General features: G+C 72.1%; 17 protein-coding genes. 7 read left to right on the top strand and 10 right to left on the bottom strand.

Annotated elements, in window-relative coordinates:
• Nucleotides 1–5: 5 nt before the first annotated feature.
• A complete protein-coding gene (locus ACZ5PP_RS12150; protein ID WP_004302882.1) occupies nt 6–1,157 on the bottom strand; it encodes a TIR domain-containing protein in 1,152 nt (383 codons plus the stop codon).
• A gap of 242 nt (nt 1,158–1,399) precedes the next feature.
• Between ACZ5PP_RS12150 and tpx the strand changes: the two genes are divergently transcribed.
• Nucleotides 1,400–1,900 carry a thiol peroxidase gene (gene tpx, locus ACZ5PP_RS12145; protein WP_012584237.1) on the top strand — a complete coding sequence of 167 codons (501 nt, stop codon included), beginning with the start codon at nt 1,400–1,402 and terminating at the stop codon, nt 1,898–1,900.
• Between the two features lie 43 nt (nt 1,901–1,943).
• Here tpx and ACZ5PP_RS12140 read toward each other — a convergent pair whose 3' ends face one another.
• The 5 genes from ACZ5PP_RS12140 to ACZ5PP_RS12120 all read right to left on the bottom strand — a co-directional run bounded on the left by ACZ5PP_RS12140 (nt 1,944) and on the right by ACZ5PP_RS12120 (nt 8,639).
• Nucleotides 1,944–3,641: a DUF342 domain-containing protein gene (locus ACZ5PP_RS12140; RefSeq protein ID WP_004302878.1), complete on the bottom strand. Its 1,698-nt coding sequence runs from the start codon at nt 3,639–3,641 to the stop codon at nt 1,944–1,946.
• A gap of 126 nt (nt 3,642–3,767) precedes the next feature.
• Nucleotides 3,768–5,699 (bottom strand): B12-binding domain-containing radical SAM protein, encoded by a 1,932-nt coding sequence (locus tag ACZ5PP_RS12135; protein WP_012584236.1) that lies wholly within the window; start codon nt 5,697–5,699, stop codon nt 3,768–3,770.
• 41 nt (nt 5,700–5,740) lie between these two features.
• On the bottom strand, nt 5,741–7,240 hold the full coding sequence (locus ACZ5PP_RS12130) for an AMP nucleosidase (RefSeq protein ID WP_043741677.1): 1,500 nt from the start codon (nt 7,238–7,240) through the stop codon (nt 5,741–5,743).
• A gap of 20 nt (nt 7,241–7,260) precedes the next feature.
• The gene (locus ACZ5PP_RS12125) at nt 7,261–8,052 is read right to left on the bottom strand and encodes an enoyl-CoA hydratase-related protein (protein WP_004302873.1); all 792 of its coding nucleotides are present in this window, start codon (nt 8,050–8,052) and stop codon (nt 7,261–7,263) included.
• Between the two features lie 86 nt (nt 8,053–8,138).
• Nucleotides 8,139–8,639, bottom strand: a complete 501-nt coding sequence (locus ACZ5PP_RS12120) for an LEA/WHy family protein (RefSeq protein WP_464826092.1) — start codon at nt 8,637–8,639, stop codon at nt 8,139–8,141.
• 246 nt (nt 8,640–8,885) lie between these two features.
• Here ACZ5PP_RS12120 and ACZ5PP_RS12115 point away from each other — a divergent pair, with 246 nt between their 5' ends.
• The 5 genes from ACZ5PP_RS12115 to ACZ5PP_RS12095 are packed head-to-tail and all read left to right on the top strand — an operon-like array spanning nt 8,886 to nt 14,894.
• Nucleotides 8,886–11,486: a S8 family serine peptidase gene (locus ACZ5PP_RS12115; RefSeq protein ID WP_464826091.1), complete on the top strand. Its 2,601-nt coding sequence runs from the start codon at nt 8,886–8,888 to the stop codon at nt 11,484–11,486.
• A 21-nt stretch (nt 11,487–11,507) separates the two neighbouring features.
• Nucleotides 11,508–12,527, top strand: a complete 1,020-nt coding sequence (locus tag ACZ5PP_RS12110) for a hypothetical protein (RefSeq protein WP_464826090.1) — start codon at nt 11,508–11,510, stop codon at nt 12,525–12,527.
• A gap of 27 nt (nt 12,528–12,554) precedes the next feature.
• The gene (locus tag ACZ5PP_RS12105; RefSeq protein WP_464826089.1) at nt 12,555–13,448 is read left to right on the top strand and encodes a hypothetical protein; all 894 of its coding nucleotides are present in this window, start codon (nt 12,555–12,557) and stop codon (nt 13,446–13,448) included.
• 52 nt (nt 13,449–13,500) lie between these two features.
• A complete protein-coding gene (locus ACZ5PP_RS12100) occupies nt 13,501–13,893 on the top strand; it encodes a hypothetical protein (RefSeq protein WP_012584231.1) in 393 nt (130 codons plus the stop codon).
• 38 nt (nt 13,894–13,931) lie between these two features.
• Entirely contained in the window at nt 13,932–14,894 is a 963-nt protein-coding gene (locus ACZ5PP_RS12095; RefSeq protein WP_012584230.1) for a DUF4332 domain-containing protein, read from the top strand.
• Nucleotides 14,895–14,901: 7 nt separating this feature from the next.
• Here the strand turns inward: ACZ5PP_RS12095 and ACZ5PP_RS12090 are convergent, their stop codons facing one another.
• Together ACZ5PP_RS12090 and ACZ5PP_RS12085 are read right to left on the bottom strand one after the other, a co-directional pair.
• Nucleotides 14,902–15,606, bottom strand: coding sequence for a type 1 glutamine amidotransferase (locus tag ACZ5PP_RS12090; RefSeq protein WP_004302859.1), 705 nt, complete (start codon nt 15,604–15,606; stop codon nt 14,902–14,904).
• 38 nt (nt 15,607–15,644) lie between these two features.
• Nucleotides 15,645–16,253: a DUF924 family protein gene (locus ACZ5PP_RS12085; protein WP_004302857.1), complete on the bottom strand. Its 609-nt coding sequence runs from the start codon at nt 16,251–16,253 to the stop codon at nt 15,645–15,647.
• Nucleotides 16,254–16,460: 207 nt separating this feature from the next.
• Here ACZ5PP_RS12085 and ACZ5PP_RS12080 point away from each other — a divergent pair, with 207 nt between their 5' ends.
• Entirely contained in the window at nt 16,461–18,392 is a 1,932-nt protein-coding gene (locus ACZ5PP_RS12080) for an ABC transporter transmembrane domain-containing protein (RefSeq protein WP_043741686.1), read from the top strand.
• A 260-nt stretch (nt 18,393–18,652) separates the two neighbouring features.
• Here the strand turns inward: ACZ5PP_RS12080 and ACZ5PP_RS12075 are convergent, their stop codons facing one another.
• Both ACZ5PP_RS12075 and ACZ5PP_RS12070 read right to left on the bottom strand, forming a co-directional pair.
• Entirely contained in the window at nt 18,653–19,549 is an 897-nt protein-coding gene (locus ACZ5PP_RS12075) for a DNA ligase (protein WP_273421493.1), read from the bottom strand.
• A 198-nt stretch (nt 19,550–19,747) separates the two neighbouring features.
• Nucleotides 19,748–20,581: a DUF3025 domain-containing protein gene (locus ACZ5PP_RS12070; protein ID WP_464826088.1), complete on the bottom strand. Its 834-nt coding sequence runs from the start codon at nt 20,579–20,581 to the stop codon at nt 19,748–19,750.
• Nucleotides 20,582–20,778 lie beyond the last annotated feature (197 nt).

The raw sequence follows: 20,778 nt of genomic DNA, 5'->3' as shown, positions 1-20,778 counted from the left end.
GACGCTCAGTCCGACGCGAAGGCGCTGCGGATCAGGGCGAGCAGCTCGCCCGGCCGCACCGCCTCGCCGAAGGCACCGGCGCGCAGCAGGCATTCGCGCCGCGCCGCGCGACGCGAGGGATCGAACTCGGCGTGATAGAAGATGACCGGCGGTCGCCGCGGGCGTGCGGCGAGCATGCGTAGCAGCTCGAGTCCGGCGCTCGATGCGGTGGCGGCCGGTTCGGCTCGGTCCCAATCCGACAGTATCAGGTCGAAACCTTCCTCGTCCGCGTCGAGGCAGGCGATCGCTTCCCCGGTGCTGCGCACGTTCACCACCTCGACCTGCAGTTTCGCCAGCGCGGCCAGCTCATGGCGGTTGTTTTCCGGGCGGTCGTCCACCCAGAGCACGCGCTTCTGCGCGGGCATGTCGATCAGCGCCTCGGCCAGGCCCTCCGCCTCGCCGCTGCCGATGCCCTGCACGCCCTTGATGCGCGCCGCGAGGGCGAGCTCGTTTGCGAACGCGGCGATGGTGCGCTCGAGCAGGGCGTCGGTGCGGGCGTCCCGGGTCGCGGCCATCCTGGGCGCCGGACGCGCCATTTCGAGCGTGCGGACAGGCTCTTCCGGAAGCGGCACGCTTGCGACCGCCGTACCGAAACCGCTCGCGCGCGGTACGGACGGCGCCTCCGGCGGGGCTGCCGGCGGGGCTGCCGGGGGCGGTGCGCTCGCCCAGCGCTGGCGGATGGCCTCGACCGCGCGCCGGATGCCCTTGGCGACGTCGGTCCAGGCCTCGTCGCGGTTGGGCCACGAGGTCACCGGGCGCAGGTCGGTGGGCAAGCCCTGCAGGTGGGCGAAGGGCGCGTCCTCGAGATCGACCGCGCGCAGCAGCACCGGGATCACGCTGGCGTCGCCGCGCCGGGCGCGTTCGATCGCGGTGGCGAGCTCCTTGCCCCAGATATAGTCGGAGTTGAGGAAGTCCATGCTCACCAGCAGCAGGATCAGGTCTGCCATGGCGAGCTGCTCGTCGATCGCCTTGTCCCACTCCTGCCCGGGGACGATGCCGCGATCGTGCCAGGGACGGATCACGCCCTTGCGCCGCAGCAGCGCGAGGTGGCCGTCGAGCTCGTCGCGCAGCTTTTCGTCCTCGTGCGCGTAGCTGTAGAAGAGATCCACCGGTTCCATCACGATGCTCCATCGGGTTGCCGCCTGATCTTCACCATAGATCAGGCCGGCTCCGTCTGCGTGGTGTCGGGACCCCCGCCTCGCCCGAGCCCTTCCCGGCCCGCTTCCACGGCGCACTTCGGTGCGGAGCCTCCGCGCGCGGACCAGAACGCCTGCATGCATCGGCTTGGTGTAGGCTAGCGGTCCCACCAGCCGGCGACGCAGGCACGTGCCGGCGCAACCCTCACCTGAAGGAGATCGACATGAGCAAAGTCACCCTTGGCGGCAACCCGATCGACGTGGCGGGCCGTTTCCCGCAGGCCGGCGAGGCGGCGCCCGTCTTCAGGCTCACCGGCGCCGATCTCGCCGACGTGGGCCTCGAGGCCTTCGCCGGCAAGCGCAAGGTGCTGAACATCGTCCCCAGCCTGGACACCCCGGTGTGCGCCACCTCGACCCGCAAGTTCAACGCCGAGGCCGCCGGCCTCGCGGATACCGTGGTGCTGGTCGTGTCCGCCGACCTGCCCTTCGCCGCCAAGCGCTTCTGCGAGACCGAAGGCCTGAAGAACGTGCATACGCTGTCGACCTTCCGCAACCCGAAGTTCGCGCAGGACTACGGCGTCGCGATCACCTCCGGCCCGCTCGCCGGCGTCACCGCGCGCGCGGTCGTGGTCGTCGATGGCAACGACAAGGTGGTGTATTCGCAGCTCGTGCCCGAGATCAAGGAAGAGCCCGACTACGCCGCCGCGCTCGCCGCGCTGAAGTAAGCCGCCGTGCCGCGGGCGTCGCCGCCGGGCGCGGTGGCGACGCTCAGCGCCGGGACGAGCCCTGGCTGGCCGCCGCCGGGCGCTGCGGCTCGTCGAAGCGGCTGTCGTCCTCGAGCGGGAACACGCCCAGCCCCTGGGTGGCCAGTCGCACCGTGGTCGGCCCGCGGTCCTGCGACAGCTTGAACAGCTGCTCGCCCATGCGCACGATGCAGCCCTCGAACATCTCGCGCTCCGCATTCACCCGTGCCTCGCGGGTGAGCGCGAGGCGGTGCTGCAGATCCTCCTCCTCGCTGCGCAAGCTCTCGATCTCGCCCGACAGCGCGCTCGCCGTCTGCTCGGCACGTCCCAGCATCTCGGGTGTCACGCGATCGGGATGGCGGTCGGCGAAGGTGAGCATCTTGCCGATCTCGAGCAAGCGGTTCTCGAGTGCGTCGCGCGCCTCGGCCTTCTCCTGGATGGCGTGTTCCAGCCCGTTGTCCATGCCGATCTCGAGCTCGGTGCGGATGCGGCTGTTCGCGCCGATCGTGCGCGCGTGGATGGACAGGCTGGCGCGGCAATGGCCGCCGACGATCTGGCCGCGCAGGCGCTTGCCTACGCGGATGTGGTTGCGTGCCTCGAGCTGGCACTGCATGGCGACGTCGTCGATGAAGATCGAGTCGCCCGCGCTGATGCGCGCCTGCTGCGCGTAGGTGGCGCAGAAGCTGCCCTCGCAGCGGATCGCGTGCGCGCTGTAATCCTTGCCGGCGGTCTTGCCGCCCAGCCCGCCGAGCACGCCGCCCTTGACCACGATGCTGCCGCCGGCCTCCAGCGTGGCCGGCTCGACCACGCCGCCGACCTCGATGTCGCCGCTGGCGCGCACCGTCATCCCGGCCTGCACATCGTTGCGGATGCGCACGCTGCCGTCGAAGTCGATGTTGCCGGTGGCGAGGTTGACCGCATCCACGGTGAAGATCGGCTCCACCATCGCGCCGTTGCGCACCCGCACCGGCTGGCCGTCGCAGGCAGCCACGAGCAGCTCGGGGTCCTCGGGCGAGATCGCGGTGCCGCGCAGGCCGGGGGCGAAGCGCTGCTCGCGACCGCGCCGCGCCACGATCGGCCGGCCGTACACATTGACGCCGTCGACTCCGGGCTGCGGGGGATGGCGGCGCATCAGCGCATCGCCGGCGTGGACGACGAGGATCTCGCCGAGGTCGCGGTAGTCGGTGCGGCCGCAGGGGCGCACGCTGGGTACGCGCTCGCGCGTCTCCGGCAGCAGGTACTCGAGCCAGCCGTCCTTGCCCGGTTCCGGTTCCCGGCCGCGCGCGATGGCGAGGTCGTCGGCCTGACCGTCGGCGATGGCGCGGTTCATCTCCTCCAGCAGCAGGCCCTCGACGATGCCGCGCGATTCGATCAGGGCGAGCAGTTCGGTCTTGCTCGCCGGCTTGCCACCCTTGGCCGGCACGATGCTCAGGCGTGCGACCAGTCCGTCCAGCGAGACTCCGATCTGCATCGACGCATCCACGCACTGCGCGATCTCGACCGGCGCCACCGCCTCGCCGGCGTTGTACTGGGCGATCAGGCGGCGGATCGGGTCGGGGCGGATCTGCAGGTCGGCGTAGCCCGCGGCTTCGAGCCGTCGGCGCAGCCACAAGGCGTCGATGCGCGGAAAATGCGGGTCATGGGCGATGCTCACGCTCAGGACGCGCGTGAGTTCGTCGAACGACACCTCCAGTTCCGGGCCTTCCGTGGGCTGCTTGTCCATGTTTCCAGTGCGATCCGATCAGCAAGGTCCGCGTGCGCGGTCGGGGGATTGTAGCCGCGCGCATATTGTTGGTGCCAATGGGGCGAACCTGATTCGACGCCCGCGGCCGTGTCGCCCGTGCAATGCTCAGGCGCCCAGTGCGCGGGCGATGAAGTGCCTGGCCACGCGCGGGCGCGGCACCTTGTCCTCGAACCAGGCGCGCACGTCGGTGTCCAGGCCGATGCCGTGCATGTAGTTGTATAGCGCCTTGTTGAGCGCCTTGCCGAGGCGGTCGTGGTCCACCCCGGTGGGGTCGATGAAGCCGACGTCGTTCTTCGCGAACGTGATCTCGGGCAGCGCCACCAGGGTGACGCCGAACTCCTCCGGGTTCCTGCCCACCGGAGAATGCACGGTGCATGCGAAACGATGGAAGAAGCCCGACTGGATGCAGCCGGCTTCGAAGAGCTGGCGCACGTATTCGAGCGCGTCGACGGTGTCGTGCACCGTCTGGGTGGGGAAGCCGTACATCAGGTAGGCGTGCACCAGCACCCCGGCCGCGGTGAAGGCGTGGGTGACGCGCGCGACCTGCTCGACCGAAACGCCCTTCTTCATCAGCTGCAGCAGGCGGTCGGAGGCCACCTCCAGCCCGCCCGAGACCGCGATGCAGCCGCTGTCGGCGAGCAGCTGGCAGAGCTCGGGGCTGAAGGATTTCTCGAAGCGGATGTTGCCCCACCACGAGATCGCCAAGCCGCGCCGCAGCAGCTCCTCGGCGAGCGCACGCAAGGCCTTGGGCGGCGCGGCCTCGTCGACGAAGTGGAAGCCGGTCTGGCCGGTCTCGGCGATGATCGCCTCGATGCGGTCGACCAGCAGGCCGGCGGCGGCGCCGTCGTAGCGGCCGATGTAGTCGAGGCTGACGTCGCAGAAGCTGCACTTCTTCCAGTAGCAGCCGTGGGCCACGGTGAGCTTGTTCCAGCGCCCGTCCGACCACAGGCGGTGCATCGGGTTGAGCATGTCGAGCACCGACAGGTAGCCGTCCAGCGGCAGGCCGTCCCAGGTCGGGGTGCCGACCTCGGCGAAGGGCACGTCGGGCTCGGCGAGGTTGATGTAGCGCACCTGGCCCGTATCCGCATCGCGCACGAAGGTCCGCACCAGCCGGGATCTGCCGCGCCGGCCCTGCAGGTGCTCGAGCAGCGCGAGCAGCGGGCGCTCGCCGTCGTCGAGCGTGACGTAGTCGAAATGGTCGAACACCCGTGGCTCGGCGAGCTCGCGCAGCTCGGTATTGACGAAGCCGCCGCCGAGCACGGTGACGATCTCCGGATGCGCGGCCTTGATCGCCTGCGCGATGCGGAAGGCGCCGTACACCGAGCCCGGGAAGGGGGTGGAGACCAGCACCACCTGCGGCGAGTGGCGGGAGAGGGCTTCGAGGGTCAGGTCTTTCAAATACGCGTCGACCAGCGTCGGTGCGGCGGCAAGCGCGGCGGCGAGCGGCTCGAAGGTGGGCTGGCTCATCGCCAGCGTCTCGGCGTAGCGCACGAACTCGAAGCGCGCATCCACCGCGTCGCGCAGGATGTCGGCGAGCTCGTTGAGGTACAGCGTCGCCAGGTGGCGCGCGCGGTCGGCGAGGCCGAGGGCGCCGAAGGCCCAGGCGAGCGGGTCGCCGCCCTCGGGGTCGTCCGGGTCGACGTAGGCGTCCACCGCATCGAAGCGCGGCCCCTCGGGCAGGAAGGTCCGGCTGGCGATGCGGTGCGCGATGGTCGGGTCGCGACCCTGCAGGAAGGCGATGGTGGGGTCGACGGTGTAGCGGTAGCGCGCGAAGTGGTCGAGAAAGCCCTGTACCAGCGGCGTGCGCCGCTTCTTCGGCAGCGCCTCGGCGCGGGCGCGGATGTCGTCCAGCCCGGCGGGCGAGAGCAGGCGCAGCACCAGCTTCAGCGCCAGGTCTTCCTGCACCGCATCCACCCCGCGCGAGCGCAGGAAGCCGGTGAGGTAGGCGGTGGACGGGTAGGGCGTGTTGAGCTGCGTCATCGGCGGGATGACGGAGAGCACGCGGATCGGGTGGGCGGAGGGCGGCGCGGCGGACATGGCGGATGTTGCGGGCGAAGGGCGCGAGGATGCCGCAGCCGCTACTGGAACGCCACCTCGGCGAAGCTGCGCAGCTTGCGGCTGTGCAGGCGGTCGACGCCTTGTTCGCGCAACTGCTCGAGCGCGCGGATGCCGATGCGCAGGTGCTGGTCCACCCGCTCGCGGTAGAACTTGTCGGCCATGCCGGGCAGCTTGATCTCGCCGTGCAGCGGCTTGTCGCTGACGCACAGCAGGGTGCCGTAGGGCACGCGGAAGCGGAAGCCGTTGGCGGCGATGGTGGCGGATTCCATGTCGAGCGCCACCGCGCGGCTCTGGCTGAAGCGGCGCTCCGGGCTGCTCGACATGCCGTGCGAGGGCAGCAGCTCCCAGTTGCGGTTGTCGGTGCTGGCGACGGTGCCGGTGCGCATCAGGCGCTTGAGCTCGTAGCCGGACAGCTGCGTGACCTCGGCCACGGCGGCCTCGAGCGCGACCTGCACCTCGGCCAGCGGCGGGATCGGCACCCAGGGCGGGAGCTCCTCGTCGAGCACGTGGTCCTCGCGCACGTAGCCGTGGGCGAGCACGTAGTCGCCCAGATGCTGGCTGTTGCGCAGCCCGGCGCAGTGGCCGAGCATGATCCAGGCGTGCGGGCGCAGCACCGCGATGTGGTCGGTGATGGTCTTGGCGTTGGCCGGGCCGACGCCGATATTCACCATCGTGATGCCGGCGTGGTCGCCGCGCACCAGGTGGTAGGCCGGCATCTGCGGCAGGCGCGGCGGCGGGGTGCCATCGGCGTCCTCGGCCTGCGGCGCGAGGTCGCTGCGGCGGGTGACCACGTTGCCCGGCTCGACGAAGGCCTCGTAGCCGTGGCCGGAGGCGGTGTCGGCCATGAGCTCGTGGCCGAGGCGGATGAACTCGTCGATGTAGAACTGGTAGTTGGTGAACAGCACGAAGTTCTGGAAGAAGGCCGGCCGCGTGCCGGTGTAGTGGCGCAGCCGGTGCAGCGAGTAATCCACCCGCGGCGCGGTGAACAGCGCGAGCGGATGCGGTTCGCCGGGGCCGGGCTCGAAGGTGCCGTTGGCGATGCCGTCGTCCATGGCGCCCAAGTCGGGCAGGTCGAAGTGATCGCGCAGCAGGCGGCGGCGCTCGGGGCCGAGGTGGCCTTCCAGGTAGTCGTGCTCGGGCAGGGCGAAATGCACCGGGATGGGCTGCGTGCTGCTGCCCACCTGCAAGGCCACGCCGTGGTTCTGCACCAGCAGGCGGAATTGCTCCAGGTAGTAGTCGGCGAACAGGTCGGGCCGGGTCAGCGTGGTCTCGAACACGCCCGGCCCGGCGACGAAGCCGTAGGACAGCCGCGAATCGGCGCGCGCCACGGTGTCGGTGCGCACGCGCAGCAGCGGATAGCAGGCGCGCACGTGGCGGCCGATGTCGGCGCCGTCGACGTAGTGCTGCAGGCCGCGGCGCAGGTGCTCGACCGCGAGGTCGTAGATCTCGTGCGCCCGGGCCAGCGCCGCGGCCGGATCGGCGAAGTCCTCGACGTCGAAGTGGGGGGCGTGGCCGTTCATCGTTTGCGGGTGCTCGTGGTTCAGGTGCGCGCGAGCAGGCGCTGGACCGCCTCGAGGTGCTCGGGTTCGTTGTGGCACATGCCCTGGAAGGCGGCGGAAAGGTCGAGGAAGTCCTTCAGTTCCATGCGCTGCGCCATCTTCATCAGGCGCTTGGTGAGGCGCAGGGCCTTGGGAGGCTGGGCGGCGAAGCGTGCGGCCAGCTCGTGCGCGCGGGGCAGCAACTGCTCGGGCTCGACCACCTCGAGCACGATGCCGAGCGTCTTCGCCTCGGCGGCGCCGACGATGCGGCCCGAGAGCGTGAGCTCGAAGGCCTGCTGGTAGCCGATCAGGCGCTGCATGAACCAGGCGCCGCCGTCGCCGGGGATGATGCCGAGGTTGAGGAAGGTCTCGCCGAACTTCGCCTTGGTCGATGCGATGCGGATGTCGGCCATGTTGGCGAGGTCGAAGCCGGCGCCGATCGCCGGGCCGTTGACCGCGGCGATGACCGGCACCTCGACCGCCTGCAGCGCCAGCGGGATGCGCTGGATGCCCTGGCGGTAGCGGGTGGCGACCTCGGCCACGTCGCCGGCGAAGTCGCCGCCGCGCGCCGCCATGTCCTTGACGTTGCCGCCCGCGGAGAAGGCCGCGCCTTCGCCGGTGATGACGAGGACGGAGACCTCCTCGCAGCGGTTCACCCATTCGGCCACGCCGACGATGTCGTCGATCAGCGCGGTGCCGGTGAGCGCGTTGCGCACGTCGTCGCGCGCCAGCGTGAGGGTGGCGACGCGCTTGTCGAGTTGGAGGCGGGCGTCGTGGACGGTGGGCAGGGTCATCGTGCGGTCTCCTTGTGGGCGGCGGACAGTTGGGGGCCGCGGTGCGCGGCCTGGGGCAGGGCCTGGGACTGGTTCGGGTGCTGCGTTCAGCGCGGGTTACGGAGCGGCTCGGGCAATTTCAGCATGCCCGCATCGCCGAATCGGGTGCCGCCGAGCAGCCCGCCGGCGAGCCGCCCGCGCAGGATGTAGGGCACCTCGGTCTTCGGTTCGCCTTCGATGACGCCGAGCGCCTGGCGCACCACCGCGATCGCCGAGACCGACACCGGGATCTCGACGAGCGCCTCGCCGAAGCGCGGCACGCTGCCCTTGCGGTCGCTGACGCCGGTGGCGAAGGGCTTGCCGTCGAGGTCGAGCTCGAGGGCGAGGCCGTCGAAATCGATCGCCGCCTCGTTGGGGTTCTGCACGCGCAGCTTCACTGCGAAGCGCATCTCCATGCCCTCGCCCGGCAGGGGTTCGAGCCCGACCACGTTGATGCGCACCGGCTCGCGCTGGATCAGGCTGGCGCAGCCGGCGAGCAGCACCGATGCGAGCACGGCGAGCAGGCTGCGGGTGAAGGACGAGGCAGACGGGCGGACAGCAAGGGACATGGTGCCGACTCCGGGCAAGGGCGCGCGCTCTGCGGCCACGGTGGGCGAGTGTGACATTCATTCTAACCGCGCCGTGCAAGGAAGCTGCCGCAGTCGATCGGCGTGGGACAAAGCGTCTCCGCCTTTTGAATTCGACCCGCATTGGGGCTATGGTGAAAGCATCGGTGGTGACTGCGGTGCCGGTCGGTTGTGCGCCGGCGCCCGTCTCCCCGGTTGTCCGCGCAGCCTTCTTCCCTGGAGTCGAGCATGGTTTCCGCCCCGCGCGCGCATCCTGGCGTCGCGCCCGCGTGTTTCGCCCTCGTGCCGGCCGCGGCGACAGCAGGCGCGGTGTTGGCTCGCTATGGCGAGCTGGCGCTCGTCGAGGTCGAACGTGTGCCGGTCACGGCCTGGGCGAGCTGGACGGATCTCGATCCGATCCGGGTCCATGGCGTGCCCCGCACTCTTCCGTCCGGATGCTTCGAGCCGGGAGCGGGGCCGCGCTGCATCCTGCGCTTCGCCGGCCCGGTATTGCCAGCCTGGCGCGAGACGCTCGCCACGCTGGGCTGGACGCCACGCTTCGACTGTCCGCCCAGCGGCCTGTGTGCGGACGTCGGTGGCGATCTTGTCGCCCTGCGTGCCGCGCTTCCTGCCTTGCGCGCGATCGCTCCCTACGCGGCGGAGGACTGCGCGCGCGCGGGCGCGGGCGGGGTGGCGGCCTTGCCGGACACCGTCGATGCGGTGGCCTTCAGCGTGGAAGACCGCGTCCGCCTCGAAGGCGAGCTCACCGCCGCCGGCCTGCAGGTGGTCGCGAGCAGCCCCTACAAGCTGCGGGTGAGCGGCGATGCGGGTGCGGTCGGCCGGCTGCGCGACGCGGTCGGGGTGAAGATTGCCGATCCGGGCACCCTGCCGCGCACGGCCTCGCTGTCCTTGCGGCTCGCGATCGGTGCGACCGCCCTGCCGGAGAGCGCGGGCGGCGCGACTGGCGCGCAGGGCGGCGAGGGCGAATTGATCGCGTTCGCCGATACCGGCCTGGGAACCGGTGCGACCGATGCGCCGCATCCCGATTTCGCCGGGCGGGTGCAGGCGATCCATAGCTGGCCGCTCGCGCCCGGATGGTCGGCCTTCGTGCGCGCTCCGGGCGCGGACGACGGTGGCGCCGATCGTGGCAGCGGCCATGGCACCCATGTGGTGGGGCTGGCTGCGGGCGACGGCGGCTTGAGCGCCGGCAGGCTGGTGGGCGTGGCGCCGGGTGCGCGCATCCTCATGCAGGCGATCGAGCAGTACGTCGACCCGCTGCCGGAATGGCGCAGCCGGCTGCAGCCCGGCTTCTACCTCGCCGGGCGGCCGCTCGACCTGCGCGAGCTGCTCGAACAGGCGCGCGCCGCCGGTGCGGCGATCCACGTCGACGCCTGGGGCGTGGAGGCTGCGGGCGCCTATACCGACGACAGTTGGGAGTGCGACCATTTCCTTCACGCCCATGCCGAGATGCTGGTGATCGTCGCCGCCGGCAACGCCGGCCGCGACCGCAACCGCGACGGGGCCGTCGATGCCGGCACGCTGTACGCGCCGGCAAGCGCGAAAAGCGTTCTTGCCGTCGGTGCCACCGAGGGACCGGATGCCGGCATCGGCCTGCGCGGCGGGTGGGCGGCGCTCGATCCCGCTGGCACGCGCTTTCCCGATCCGGCACAGCGCGGCGCGTCCGTCTCGGGCGACGCCGAGCGGCTCGCGCTGCTGTCGAGCTGCGGTCCCACGCTGGACGGCCGCATCAAGCCCGACCTGTGTGCGCCCGGCACCAACCTCGCCGCCGCGCGCAGCACGGCGAGTTCGGCACGGGGCTGGGGCCTGGCCAATCCGCTGCCCTGGTACCAGTACCTCGGCGGCACCTCGATGTCGACCGGGGTGGTCGCGGGTGCGGCGGCGGTGCTGCGCCAGCGCTGGCGGCCGGTGCTCGGCGAGGCGCCGGGCGGCGCCGCGCTCAAGGCGCTGCTGATCCACGGCGCACGGGCGGTGCATCGGCGCGACGGACAGGGCGAGGAGGACCGCCAGCGCGCGGGCTTCGGTCGCCTGTGGCTGGCCGGCAGCCTGCCCGGTCCCGACGGGCCGGTGCTGATCGAGGACCGCGTCGGTGTGGCGACCGGCGAGCGCCGCCGCATCGACTGCACGGGGCCGGGACGGCTGCGCGCGGTGCTGTGCTGGTACGACGCGCCGGGCGAGGCCCTGATCAACGACCTCGACCTGGTGCTGCGCGATGCCGGCGGCAGCGTGCTTGCCTGGGGCAACCACCCGGCCGGCGCGGTCGGCAGTCCGGACCGGCGCAACACCGTCGAATGCATCGACGTGGCGCTCGGCGAGGGTGAGTGGATGCTGGAGGTGCGCGGCGTGAATGTGCCGCTCGGGCCGCAGCCGTGGGCGCTGGCGACGAGTCCCGGCGTCGTCGTGCGGGCCACCCCCGCGGCGCCGGGGACGCCGACGGTGCCCGCGGATCCGCTGCCCGCGCCGCGTTGGCGGGTCGACCTGCCGTGGACGGCGGTGCGCGGCGTGGGGGCCAGACGCGCGATCGAACTCGAGCGCACGCTGCCCGGCGGGCTCGCCGCACTATGCGCCGGTGCCCCGGACGAGGATGCGCTGGCCTTCCTGCCCGCGGCCTTGCGCGCGCAGATCCGCAGCGTGGCCGCCTTCCTCGGTGCGCCGCCACCCGCCGCGGCGCGACTCGCGCTGGCGCATCCGCTCCACGCCCTGCTCTCCGGCGCACCCGAGACCGTCTCCACCGTCGCATGGCAGGCCCTGGCCGCCGCGCTCTCTCCCTTGCTCGAAGCGCTCGACCGCAACGTCGCCCGCGAGGTCCGCGGCGAGCGCTTGTTCCGATGAACCACTCACAAGGAGTGCATCATGGCTGACAACACCGAAAAACCGGGCAAGGGCAAGCCGACCCGGACCCAGGCCGGCGCGACGTCGCCGGCTGCCGCGCTGCCCGAGGGCAGCATCCTCTCGGCGGGTGCGCTGATGCCCGGTGCGGTCGGCGGCGCGCTCGCCCTCGGGGCCGACGTCTCCGGCGAACTCGCCGAGCTCGCGCCCAGCTTCGGCGATATCCTGGCCTCGATCGGCCGCGGGGTCGCCGATTCGCAGACCGCCCTCGATCGTGGCCTGGTCGACACCGCGACCACCCTGTCGCAGTCCAACATCACGGTGGTCACCGACGTCGTGCAGGAGTTGAACGACGACGGCCTCCCGGTCCCCAGCGCGACCCAGCTCGTGACCCAGAACGTGTCGCTGATCAACTTCGTCCGTCCCACCGCGCATCAGTGGAGCCACGTCGCGCTGCGCATGGACATGACCGTCGGTGCGGTCGACAACGAGCGCGGCATCAGCGTCAACAGCAAGACCAAGAGCGCGCGGGCGACCAATGTCGGCCTCTTCTTCGGCTTCCTGGGCATCGGCGTGTCGTCGTTCAAGGAGAAATCGACCTTCCGTTCCGAGGAGTCGGACTTCGAATCGAACTGGGCGGAGGGGCGCGTGCTGATGGACGCCCTGCTGCAGCCGCGCAACGTCGACGGATTCGACCCGCCGGCCGAGGTCTCCATCGGACCGCAGCTCTTCATGGCGCTGGGCAGCGTGCAGGAGACGCTGAACTCGGGCGTCGTCACCGCGCGCTCCACCGACATCGTGATCACGGTGCGCAAGGCCAATGGCGCGGTGAATCCGACCGTGACGATCGACGTCGATCCCGGCCCCTTCGACCTGTCCTTCGCGACCGCCGACGGCTTCACCGGCAACACCACGAACGCGGCCGGGCAGTGCCGGATCACGCTGTCGCGCAACATCCCCAGCCCGCTCTTCCAGCGCCGCGTGCGCGGCACGGTGACCGCCACGCTGGGCCAGATCGAACGCAGCACGACGGTGTCGCTCTGAGCGCCGCCCGCCACAGGAGAAACCATCATGCCTGATCTACTTCCTCCCCTTGCCCGAGCGCTGGCCGAGGACGCCAACGTCTCCGACGAACTGCGCGGTGCCGGCATCGCCTTCGGCACGCTGGTCGAACGCACCGGCGCGGCCGTGGCCGCGACCCAGCTGCAGCTCGACACCTCGAGCGCGGCGACGGCCTCGGCGCTGGCCGCCACGCTGGTCAACGTGATCGCGGTGCGCGAGCAGGTGTTCCGCGACGACGGCACGCTCGACCATGTCACCAACCACGTGCGCCCGCTGCCGCTGATCAGCTTCATCGATCCGGTGTTCTACCAATGGACCAGCGTGCGCCTGCAGGGCGAGTTCTGCGCGCGCGAGTTCGCCGCGTCCTCGGAGACCACGAGCGCGTACTCGGGCTCGAATTTCGGGCTCTTCGGCAGCGGCGTGTCGATGTTCTTCGGCCCCGGCATGGTCACCAGCGGGAGCGGATCCGGGTCGAGCACCACCACGACCGACGTGTCCACCGACGTCTCGCTCGGCCGCATCCGCGCCAGTGCGCTGCTCGAGCCGCGCGACGACGTCGGCATCCCCAAGCCCAACCAGGTGATCCGCGGGCCGCGCCTCGCGCTCATCCAGGGCGAGATCGCCGACGTCATGGATGGCGGCGATCTGGTCGGACGCACCATGAGCGTGCTGCTGCAGTACAGTCGCCGCAATGGCGCGCCGATCGCCGGCAAGGCGCTGTCGGTCGAGAGCTCCGGCGTGCCCTGGCGGCATCTCGGCAGCGGCGTCACCGATGCCGCGGGGCAGCTCCAGATCGAGCTGAGGCGTGACTTCCTCGACGAGGACGCCGACACGGCGCCGGCCAGCTTCGTGATCACCGCGCGCATCGGCCTGGTGAGCAACTCGGTCACCGTCACCTTCTGAACGGTCCGGCGTGGGGGCGGGAAGGCCCGCCTCCGCGCCGGCGGGAGAACGCATGGACAAGGCGAACGTCAGTGCCGGCGAACTGGCCGGCCAGCAGGCCGTCGAGCTGGGCGAACTGCTCGCGCGCACCGTAGTCTCGGTCGCCGCGGCGCAGGAGGCGCTCGACCGCCACGCCACCGATCGCCTCGACGCGATCGAGCGCGGCGACGAGGACGCCCCCCGGGTGCCGCCGCTGTGGTACACCTTCACCGAGGTGACGCTCGAGGTGGCGCTCTCCGCATCGGTCGAGCGCGCCAGCGGGAGCGTCCCGCCGCGCCTCATGTCGCGCCCGGTGGATCCGCGCCAGGTCAGCCTGTACGGCTACCAGGCCGCGAGCAGCCTGATGGTGCGGCTGCGGCTGGCGCCGCGCCAGGGCATGCCCGACGTCTCGCCGCCACCCGCCTGAATCGCCCGCCCTTCCCCTCACGAACTCGTCGCCCCGCCATGCCCATCGATCCCAAGGACCTCCGCACCGCTGCCGGCTCGCTGCTCGACCCCCGGCTCGTGGACACGATGAACCTGAAGCCCGTCGGCACGTCCAGCCTGGTGAATCTGGAGGGCAGGCTGGGCGTCTTCACCCCGGTGGCGGAGGACGGCAGCGGCGCCGACAACACCGAGGCGGTGATCGCGGCGCTGCGCAAGGAGCTCGTCCGCCTCGAGAGCGAGAACGCCGCGCTGCGCCGCCAGCTCGCCGAGGTCGAGGCGGCGCGCAAGCGCAGCCCGGACGACTTCGCCAGCGCGGTCGCCCACACCCTGGACACCCTGCAGCACAAGCTGACGCAGACCACCAACCCGGTGAGCCGCTTCGCGGTGCGCGAGGTGGCGATCGACGCCCAGGTGACGGTGGACGTGTCGCCGCTGGGCACCCTCGAGTACCGCTTCGTGCGCCCCGAGGACGACATCGATCCGTCCAAGCTGTCGCGCATCCGGCTCGACCTCGTGCCCCTGCCGCGCGAGGACGCGGGCCTGAGCGCCAGCCCGGAGTTCAGCCCGTGGGCGGGCGTGGAAGACATCGTCGGGGTCGGCGAGACCTGGCGCGGCGCGCTCAACCGCCAGCAGATCTTCACCATCGCCGACCTGCTGGTGGCCGGGTCGCGGCTCAAGTCGAGCGCCGAACTGGCCGCGCTGGTGGGGGTGGATCGGCAGCGCCTGGCCGAGTGGATGGGTCATGCGGAGCTGCTCTCGGTGCGCACGATCGAGCCGCGCGCGGCCGACGTGCTGTGGACGGTCGGCATCCGCTCGCTGGAGACGCTCGCCGGCGCGGCGGCGGTGGAGGTCGTCGAGAAATACAACGCCGAGGTCGCCCGCCGCGCACACAAGAGCCTCGCCCCGATCAACGCGGCGCAGGCCGCCTCCTGGATCGAGGCCGCGAAGAAGTACCACGGCCGGCCGCGCGAGGGCGGCTGAAGCTGCCTCAGGCGCGTACGAGCCAGTCGAGCAGGCCGTCCATCAGCGCGTGGGTCGCGGCGAAGTGCCCGTCGGCGTGGCCGAGGATCGTCGCCTCGTCCTGGATCCAGCGTCCCGGCACCAGCTCGCCGCGGCAGTTGTCGACGATCGCGCGCAGGCTGGATGCGGTCATCTCGAGGTGGAACTGCAGGCCGATCGTACGCCCGCCGAGCTGGAAGGCCTGGTGGCGGCACGCCGGGCTCGACGCGAGCAGGCGCGCGCCCGCGGGCAGATCGAAGGTCTCGCCGTGCCAGTGCAGCACGGTGGTGCGCGCGGGGAAGGGGAAGCGCGATGCGGTGTCTGCAGCGTCGGGTTCCGCTCCGCTGGCGGCGACCTCGAACCAGCCGATCTCCTTGTCCGCGTTGCGATAGACGCGGGCGCCGTGCGCGCTGGCGATCAGCTGCGCGCCGAGGCAGATGCCGAGCACCGGCCGGCCGAGCGCGACCACTTCCGCGATGAAGCGCTTCTCGGCGACCAGCCAGGGCAATTCCGCCTCGTCATTGACGCTCATCGGCCCGCCCATCACCACCAGCAGATCGATCGCGGCCGGGTCGGGCAGCACCGGCGATTCCCAGAAGCGGGTCGAGCCGATGTCCGCACCGCGCGCGGCGAGCCAGTCGCCGATGTGACCGGGGCCTTCGAAGGGAACGTGCTGCAGGATGTGGGCTTTCATGGCGTCCTGGGGTGGCGAGATGGAACGGGTGGCCTATTCTAGAAGCGCGAGCCGGGCTGGCGCAGGAATTCGGCCTCCTCCGGGCTTGTCTCGCGCCCGAGCGCGGCGTTGCGGTGCGGGAAGCGGCCGAAGCGCTCGATGATCTCGAGGTGGCGGCGGGCGTAGTCGAGGTAGCCGGCGAAGGCCGTGCGCAGCGCGGGCTCGACCGCGATGGCGAGCGTATCGAACCGACGCACCGCCTCGCGCTGGTCGGCGAGGTTTTCGGAGTGCTCCAGCGGCAGGTACAGGAAGACGCGCTCGATCGGGCGCAGCCCGGCGTCGAGGCCGCGCGCGAGCGCCTCCTTCGCCCAGCGCAGCGCGAGCACGTCGAAGGCGAAGGCCGCGGCTTCGCCGCGCCAGATGTTGCGCGGGAACTGGTCGGTCAGCAGCACCAGCGCCAGGCGCCCGCGCAGCCCGCCCAGCCAGGTGTCGAGCTCCCCGCCCGCGGCGCGGCCCACCAGCGGGGCGAAGCGTGCGCGGATCTCCGCGTCGACCGCGGGCTGTTTCCTCCACCATAGCGCCGACTGGCGCTCGATGATGGCGGCCTCTGCGTCCGCATCGGCCGCGGGGCCGAACCAGAAGGCGTGGATCGTGGCGGGCGTGTCCATGCGGGGCTCCGGGCGGCCGATCGGGGTGGGGCAAGCATAGCCCAGCCCGCTGCGATGCGGGAGCGTCGGGCGCGAGGGCGATCGCTCCAACGGAATGGTCCGCTCCCACGTGGCAGGCGATGAGCGCCTGCAGCGCCTTCATGCAATCGCCCTGCTCCAGACGCCTGGTTCGCACCCCGTCCGCGCGGGTGGCGCAATAATGCCGCCATGCCCAGCGACACCGCCTCCCCCGCCCCGCTCTCCGCCCTGCGTGGCCTGCTCCCCTTCCTGCGCCCCTACCGCGCACGGGTGGTGCTCGCCTTCGTGTTCTTGTGCCTGGGCTCGGCGGCCATCCTGGTGGTGCCGCTGGCCTTTCGCGACCTGATCGACGCGGGCTTCGGCGGCGTGTCCGTCGGCGGTGCCGCGACGGGCGGGGCGGCGGACGGCGGCGGGCTGTTTGGCGCGCAGGGGCTGGACGGACGTTTCGTCGCGCTGTTCGGCCTCGCAGTGTTCTGGGCGGCGGCGGTGGCCGCGCGCTACTACACGGTGTCGTGGATCGGCGAGCGCGTCACCGCCGACCTGCGCAGCGCGGTGTATGCGCGCGTGCTGCGCCAGTCGCCGCAGTACTTCGAGACCCTGCAGACCGGCGAGGTGCTGTCGCGGCTCACCGGCGACACGACGCTGGTGCAGACGGTGGTGGGCAGCTCGATCTCGCTGGGGCTGCGCAGCCTCTTCCAGTTCGTCGGCGGCATGTTGATGCTGGCGGTGACCAGCGTGCAGCTCTTCGGGCTCATCTTCGGGCTCATGGCCCTGCTCGCGCTGCCCATCACGCTGATCGGCCGGCGCGTGCGCAGCCTCTCGCGCGAGGCGCAGGACCGCATCGCCGACGCCTCGGCGCTCGCCGGCGAGATCCTCGCGGCCATGCCCACGGTGCAGGCCTTCGGGCAGGAGGACAACGAGGCCGCGCGTTTCGCCGCCCGCGCCGAGACCAGCTTCGCCGCCGCGGTGCGGCGCACCCGGGTGCGCGCGGCGCTCACCGGGCTGATCATCGCCGCGGTGATGGGCACGATCATCTTCGTGCTGTGGATCGGCGCGCGCCAGGTGCAGGCCGGCGCGCTGTCGGTGGGCGATCTCGGCGCCTTCGTGATCTACGCCGCGCTGGTCGCGGGCGGCGCCGGCACGCTTGCCGAGGTGTGGGGCGACGTGATGCGCGCCGCGGGGGCGAGCGGGCGGCTGCTGGAGCTGCTGCAGGCAGAGCCGGTGATCCGGGATGCAGAGGCGGCGGAGGGCGTAGCGGAGGCGGCCGGAGGTGGCGGTTCGCGACGGGCGCCGCGCCTGCATGAGAACCCGCGCAGCACGCGCCCTGCGGGCGCGGCGCCCGCCGCGAACCCCGCACCCGATTCCCCCACCAAGGCCCCTGCCACCCACCCCGCGATCGAGCTCGCCGACGTCGTCTTCCGCTACCCTGCCCGCCCCGCCGTGCCAGCGCTCGACGGCATCGACCTGCGCATCGCGGTGGGCGAAAGGCTCGCGCTGGTCGGCCCCTCGGGCGCCGGCAAGACCAGCCTGTTCCAGCTCCTGCTGCGCTTCTACGAGGCCGGCGAGGGCTGCATCCGCATCGACGGCCAGGACATCCGCGCGCTGCCGCTGCGAAGCCTGCGTGCGCGTATCGCCCTCGTGCCCCAGGACCCGGTGATCTTCTCCGCGAGCGCGCTCGACAACATCCGCTACGGTCGCCCCGACGCAGGCGACGCCGAGGTGATCGCCGCCGCGCGTGCCGCGGCCGCCGACGAGTTCATCGCCCGCCTGCCCGAGGGCTACGCCACTTTCCTCGGCGAGCGCGGCACGCGGCTCTCGGGCGGCCAGCGCCAGCGTATCGCGATCGCACGCGCGATCCTCAAGGGCGCGCCCATCCTGCTGCTCGACGAGGCCACCAGCGCGCTCGACGCCGAAGCCGAGGTCCTCGTGCAGCAAGGCCTGGCCGCCGCGATGCAGGGCCGCACCACGCTGATCATCGCCCACCGCCTCGCGACGGTGCAGAAGGTGGATCGCATCGTGGTGATGGACGCGGGGCGCATCGTCGAGACCGGCACCCCGGCCGACCTGCGCCGCCAGGGCGGGCTGTATGCGCGGTTGGCGGCGCTGCAGCTGGAGGGCTGACCGGAGCCTCCCGCAGCGCAGGCGCGGACCCGGTGCGCTGCAATCGCGACTCGCGTCGCTCCCACGGAAAACCGCCGCGCTTCGGGGAGCCTTGTGGGAGCGACGCAAGTCGCGATCGGGCAGCGGAATACCGCTTCGCTCCGGGGAGCCCCGTAGGAGCGACGCGAGTCGCGATCGGGGGGCCCTGTGGCGCAGGCGCGGATCCGTTGCGCCCTGCGGCGGGCACGCACGCGCTGACGCTCCCGGATGGCGCCGGCGCTTCACGGCAGCGTGCGTTCGCGCAGGTAGCGCGGAAAGCGCGGCAGGCCGGCGGGGGTGAGCTCGCGGTAGCGGTAGGTGACGAGGACGCCGAGCGCGGGCGGGTTGGCGCGCAGCGCGTCGCTGAGGCCGCTGCCGATGCGGAAGCGCCGCCCGTCCGCGCGCTCGACCTGCAGCGCGCCCACCCTGCCCTGCAGCCTGCCTTTGCCCGGCAGGTAGCCCACCACGCGCGCCTCGGCGTCGAGCCAGGGGGTGAGCTTGCGCAGGGCCTCGCTGCGGCCGGGCTGCCAGAGGGCGTCGGCGCGATGCAGCATGAGGCCTTCGCCACCACCTGCGAGGACCTCGCCGAGCAGGCGCTGCAAGGCGGCACGGTCGGGTACGCGCTGCTGCGGGATCGCCTGCACCCAGGGCGCATCGGCGGCCTCGGCCAGGCCGCGCAGGCGCGCCAGCCGGTTGTCGAAGTCGCCGGCGGCGCCGGGCAGTTCGAAGAGCATGTAGCGCACCTCGCGCCACAGCGGGTCTGCGGGATCCTCGCGGCGCAGCAGGCCGGAGAGCTCGTCGAAGCGGCGGCGGCCGAGCCAGAGCTCGCCGTCGAGGGCGACCGGCGGCAGCGCGGCGAGGAACCAGGCCGGCGCCGGCAACGCGCGCCCGCTGCGGAAACGCAGCACGCTGCCGTCCCACGACGCGCGCACGCCGTCGAGCTTCTCGCTCACCCACCAGCCCGCGGGGTCGATCGCGGGGTCGTAGCGCAGGGCGAGCATGGCTGCGGGCGCGTCTGCGGGCTCTGCGGTCTGTGCGACCGCGCCGGCCGGCAGCAGGGCGAGGGCCAGGATCAGGCTGCGGATGCAGCTGCCCGGCCTGCGCAGGGCCGGTGCGGGAATGCGGGTGGGCGGTCTCACGGGCGAACCCTCCAGTCCGATCGCGGGTGTGGGCGCCTCTTCGCCCGTGCCGCGCCAACGCGGACAAGGCTTGCGGGCAAGCCCCTCGCGGGACGGCGGCCTGTGCCCTCGATGCTCGCCTCGAGCACGTCGGCATGCGAGGCCGGAAAATGACAAAAGGATTATAGCTGCGGTGCGTGGGCGCCGCCAGGCGGAACTTCAGGCGCCGGCGGCGGTGCCCGCAGGCATGCGCTGCGGGCGGAACTGGCGGGTGTCGCGGTAGTAGCCGGCGGACTCGCTGGCCGGCGTCACGCCGGGGATGCCCAGCAGTGGCAGCGGGGCGAGGCTGCGCGGCCTGAAGTCGCCGATCGTGGCGGCGAGGCGGGCAGCGAGCCAGGCATCGGTCTCGGCGCGCGCCGCGGCCGCGGGCAGTGCGAGCCAGGCCGGATCGACCACGCGGTGGATGGCCTTGGCGCACAGGCCGGGGAAGGGCGCGCGCAGCTGGTCCCAGGTGCCGTGGCCGAAGACGAGGAAGCGGGTGCTGTGCTGCAGGGCCTCGCGCCGGTTCCAGAACACCTCTTCCCACGCGTGCGCGGCGAGCAGGGCGGGGACCTGCGGGTCGGCGGACACCACGACGATGCCGCACTCGTCGAACTGGGTCAGCGCGTCGCGCCGCGGCCCGCGTCCGGCGAGGCCGGCGGCATCGCGTGCGCGCAGCTCGTCGAGGTGGAGGCGGTTGCAGCAGGCCTTGGTGCGCGGCCAGGCGCACCAGGCGAGCGCGTTGAAGAAGTCGTGCCAGTCGGCCTCGCGGGTGGGGACCTCGCCGGTGGCGAAGATGCGCGCCTCGTAGCCGGCCTCGTCGTCGCCCGGCGCGGCGAAGCGGATCGGCGCGCCGCCACCGCTGCGCGCCGCGGGCGCGGCCTCGGCGAGCAGGGCGTCGAGCGCGGCGCGCGAGGGCAGCCCGGGTGTGGTGAAGCGGGCCAGCCACGGCGCGATCGGCTCGAACAGCCGGCGCTCGGCGAAGGCGGCGGGGATGGCGAGGGCGTCGTTCATCTGTGGAATTGTGCCGGCTCGCGGGCGGTGCAGCCAGGGTGCGTGCCGCGGTCGGGGTTTCGAGCCTTTGGCAGGAGCGAGGCAGGTCGCGATTGCCGCGCCATTCGCAGGAGACGACGTGTCGCGTCGCGTGAGCGCTCAAATCGCGACTTGTGTCGCGCCTGCGCCAAACCCTTGGAAGTCGCCCGGGACTCCGG

Source organism: Thauera sp. DNT-1 (genome assembly GCF_055393985.1).
This window is presented reverse-complemented; position numbering and strand designations above follow the sequence as displayed.